Below are 3972 nucleotides of genomic sequence, written 5' to 3' on the forward strand. Positions count from 1 at the left end.
GGACGGGGGCGGTCCGTCTCTCGACGGCGGGCCGGTCCGTCGCTGGACGGGCGCGGATCGCCGTCCCGGTCCCCGTGCCGCCCCGCCGAAGGCCCCGCATCCGGTGACCCCGGTCACATTTCCCCTGTTAGGGGCACATCGCGCCTGCCGGGCCCACTCCCCCGCCGCTGCCCCACCAGGGGCGTTTCCGCAGGTCAGAGCGGGTGTGGCCAATGGATTTCGCGTGACGGCGCAGGTCATGTAATGTTGTTCCCGCAACGCCGACCGGGAAGAAAAAAACCGGGAAGCAACGCAACAAGCACTCGTAGCTTAACGGATAGAGCATCTGACTACGGATCAGAAGGTTGCAGGTTCGAATCCTGCCGAGTGCACAGCAAGCCAGAGGCCCCGGACGAAAGTCCGGGGCCTCTGGCGTTTCCTGGTCGCGTGCGGGCCAGGGCGCCGGAACGGGATTACGCGCGCACGAGCCCGACCGAGCAGGACGGCGCCCGCATGGCGGACGCGGGCGCACTCAGGTGGCCGGGAGTTGGTAGGCGAGTACGAAGGCGTCGGCGGCCATGACGGTGTCGCAGACTTCGACGGCGCGGTCTTCGGTGTCGTACGCGGTACGGATCAGGTGGATCACAGGGACACCGGGCGCGAGCTGGAGCATGCGGACCTCTTGTGGGGAGGGCATACGGGCGCGGATCTCCTCGTCGAAGTGGTCGAGGCGGTGGCCCTTCTCCTCCAGGCGGGCATAGATCCCGCCGGGGCCGGGGTTGGGTTCGGCGATCTGGGTGCCGCGTGCGATGTCGAGGGGCAGGTACGAGGTCGCGAACTCGACCGGGCGTCCGTCGATGAGATAGCGGCGCCGACGGGCGAGGACCTTGCGCGGGGAGCCGAGGCGGGCGGCGACGTCCTGCGAGGGCTTCTCCTCCTTCACCTCCAGGCCGTCGACCTCGGAGTGCACGCCTGCGGCTTCCGCCTCCACGGTGAAGGCGGACTTGCCCTGATCGCGGTGGCGGCGGGCGAACCGGTCGGAGGCAAGGCGGCGTACGGGCGGACGGGGCCGTACGAAGACGCCCTTGCCGTGCTCGGAGACGGCGAGTCCCTCGCCCTGGAGGATCGAGAGGGCGTTGCGAACGGTCATGCGGGATACGCCGTAGTGCTCGACGAGTTCGGTTTCGGAAGGAAGCTTGTCGCCTTCGCGGAAGCGACCCTTGTCGATGGATTCGCGCAGGTGGTCGGCGATCTGGCGGAAGACGGCGCGGTCGCTCGTCGGGTCCAGCGCGCCCAGAAGGCCGAACGGGAGAGCCATGCGCGTACTCCTTTAGATATCTAGACGAGCAGGTGACCTGGATCGCTATGGTGAGGAGCCTAGCCAGACCCGGGAGGGCCGAGGAACGTGAGCATTGATCGCCCGCACTCTGTCAGCGTCGCCGGCGTCATCGTCGACGACGCGGGCCGCGCGCTTGTGATCAAGCGGCGCGACAACGGTAAGTGGGAGCCGCCCGGCGGCGTGGTCGAACGCGAGGAATCCCTTCCCGATGCCCTGCAACGCGAAGTCCTGGAAGAGACGGGCATCAAGATCGCGCTCCCGGCGGTGTTGACCGGCGTGTACAAGAACATGACCGGCCTGATCGTCTCTTTGGTCTTCCGCTGCGAAGCCATCGACGGCGCTCCCACGGTCGGCGACGAGACCCGTGCACTGCGTTGGGTCACCCGCGAGGAAGTGGTCGAGCTCGCCGACGAGGCGTACGCGATCCGCGTCCTGGACGCGCTGGATCGCATGTCTCCGCCGGCCGTCCGCGCACACGACGGCGTTCGACTCATCTAGCACGAGCCCCGTGAAAACCCGGTCCACGGGCCGCCTACCTGCATGGATAACTTGTATGGACGAGTATATGAGTGAAGCGGCGTCGGGAGTCTGGGGGCTGATCTGCCCAGGTTCCCTAAAGGAGGTGGCCCGCGCGCGGCGCTGGACTCGGGATGTCCTACGGGGTCACCCGTGCGTAGACGACGCAGAGCTGGTCGTCAGCGAGCTGGGGACGAATGCGTTGACGCATACGGCCGGGGATGCGCTGCGGGTGATGCTGACAGTCACCGAGGGCCGGGTCGCTGTGGCGGTCACGGACTCCGGCGGGAGACCGGAGGGTCCGAGGGTCACCGAGGCGACGGAAGAGGCGATTCATGGGCGGGGGTTGAGCATTGTCATGGTGCTTGCGAGCCGCTTGGCGGTGACGGGGGGCGAGGCGGGGCGCACGGTGACTGCGGAGCTCCTGTGCTGAGGGGGTCGGGGTTCCTGTGCGAGTTCTCGGCCGAGCACCGGGACACGGGGAGCGCGTCAATGCCGCCGTCCTGGAGGTCGACTCGGTCGAGCAGGCGGTGCGCTGGATGCGGATCGCGGTGCGGACAGCGCTGCCGGGGTTCGAGGGGGAGGCGCTGCGGGTGGCGCGGGGGTTCCTGGCGGATGGCCGGAAGGTGGAACGGGAGCTTCGCGAGAAGCAGTTGACGACGCTGACCCTGGTGCAGGGCCCCCTGGCCATGGTGTGGCTGGTGAGCCCGATAGCGGCGGGCGAGCACCAACGGATCTGCGTATGGCCATGGGCTTGAGCCTGTGCCCTGAGTAACAACTTTCTCTACAGGTTCAAGGCGGCTCGCTCCGCTCCCCGCACGCGGCCCGTCCCCCGGCCGGGCCTGCGCTCCTGTCTCCGCCCCGCTCTGGCCCGGCCGGCGCCCGTGCCGCGCGCATGGCGATCAGCAGCCTGATGTCAGCGAAGGGGTGCGCCGTGGCTAGGGCGGTCGGCTCCAAGGCTTTCGGCAGCCACCATGAGGCGAGTCTCTAAGATCACGGCCCCAGATCGGGCTATTGCGGGAAAGCTAGGTGCTGCCCGATTCGCGGCCAGCGTATGGAGCCATGATCACTCACTCCATGGCAGCTCCCGCCCAAAGCCGCTGCGCCGACCTTGGCTAGAAGGTAACTGGCTGATTTCTAGTTGTGGTTGGGGTGGGTGTCGTATAGTGGGCACGCAGGGCAAGATGCGCACGCCCAAGCCGCTGCTGTATGTGCCTATGCCGCATGATGGCTCCGTCGGCTGAAGGTCTCTCGGGGCCCGCCTAGGTGAATCCTGTCCGGAAACGATCAGATCCGGCGGGAAGCATAGGCCCCGCTTGCGAGGAGATCTCGTGACTCAGCGACAGAACACTGCTCAGAAGAAGGCGCGTGCCTTGACCAAGGCCGACGGGCGTGTCCGCTACACCGACGCGCTGGCGCAGTTCTCGACGCCGCCGTGCCGCCCCGTAAAGACCGTCCCTGCCAGCGGTGACTTGTATCAGCTAGCTGTGAGCCTGCAAAAGCTCGCCGAGGCGCAGCGTCAGACGGCAGCCAGGATGATGGCGCCGGTCATCAAGGCCCAGAACCAGCGACTCACCGAGCTTGTGCCGGCTCTCCGGGTGCAGGCGTTCGACGTGGCCAGGATGATGGCGCCGGTCATCGAACAGCAGCGCAAGTACGCAGGCTTCGTCGCAGCCCAGCAGAAGCTTGCCGCCCGGATGATGGAGCCCTTCTTCGCGGCTCAGGGCCAAGCCCTGGTGAAGGGGCTCGGCCCGCACATCTCCCGGCTTGCACGCTCGGCTGACATCAGCGACTAATACCAACCGCGATCACCGTCGACGGTCGCTGGCGAACTCGATCAGTCGATGGAGTCGACTGCGGTACAGCAGCCCCATACCGCAACCCCAGCAACCACCCTCATCCGGCACCCCTCTCCCGGGATCCGACAGCAACCGCTATGACCGTCCCTGACCGTTCCGGCTAGAGCTACGGATCAGAAGGTTGCAGGTTCGAATCCTGCCGAGTGCACAGCCGGAAGGCCCCCTGGAGAGATCCAGGGGGCCTTTCTCGTGTGCTCGTTTGTCCACAGGGCCGTCCCGTTGTCAGTGGCCCCCGCTACCGTCGATGACATGGCTGGGGTCTGGCGTAGTGGTGGGGTT

Annotated in this window: 5 protein-coding genes and 1 tRNA gene; 5 read left to right on the plus strand and 1 reads right to left on the minus strand. The window is 67.1% G+C overall.

The genetic code is table 11. The annotated features are described in order from the left end of the window. The first annotated feature begins 298 nt into the window (after nt 1-298). Nucleotides 299-371, plus strand: a tRNA-Arg gene (locus tag ACJA3G_RS32075). A 140-nt stretch (nt 372-511) separates the two neighbouring features. On the opposite strand, the gene ACJA3G_RS32080 is transcribed toward ACJA3G_RS32075, so the two are convergent. After that, nucleotides 512-1297, minus strand: coding sequence for a GntR family transcriptional regulator (locus ACJA3G_RS32080; protein ID WP_406556555.1), 786 nt, complete (start codon nt 1295-1297; stop codon nt 512-514). A gap of 87 nt (nt 1298-1384) precedes the next feature. Here ACJA3G_RS32080 and ACJA3G_RS32085 point away from each other — a divergent pair, with 87 nt between their 5' ends. The 4 genes from ACJA3G_RS32085 (at nt 1385) to ACJA3G_RS32100 (ending at nt 3630) form a co-directional block, all read left to right on the plus strand. Further along, the gene (locus ACJA3G_RS32085; RefSeq protein WP_406556556.1) at nt 1385-1816 is read left to right on the plus strand and encodes an NUDIX hydrolase; all 432 of its coding nucleotides are present in this window, start codon (nt 1385-1387) and stop codon (nt 1814-1816) included. A 67-nt stretch (nt 1817-1883) separates the two neighbouring features. Beyond that, nucleotides 1884-2267, plus strand: a complete 384-nt coding sequence (locus ACJA3G_RS32090; RefSeq protein WP_406556559.1) for an ATP-binding protein — start codon at nt 1884-1886, stop codon at nt 2265-2267. Nucleotides 2268-2283: 16 nt separating this feature from the next. After that, nucleotides 2284-2592, plus strand: a complete 309-nt coding sequence (locus ACJA3G_RS32095; RefSeq protein WP_406556557.1) for a hypothetical protein — start codon at nt 2284-2286, stop codon at nt 2590-2592. Nucleotides 2593-3165: 573 nt separating this feature from the next. Next, nucleotides 3166-3630 carry a hypothetical protein gene (locus tag ACJA3G_RS32100; protein ID WP_406556558.1) on the plus strand — a complete coding sequence of 155 codons (465 nt, stop codon included), beginning with the start codon at nt 3166-3168 and terminating at the stop codon, nt 3628-3630. Nucleotides 3631-3972 lie beyond the last annotated feature (342 nt).

The organism is Streptomyces sp. YS-3 (assembly GCF_045257485.1).
In the GTDB taxonomy this organism is placed as follows: Bacteria; Actinomycetota; Actinomycetes; order Streptomycetales; family Streptomycetaceae; genus Streptomyces.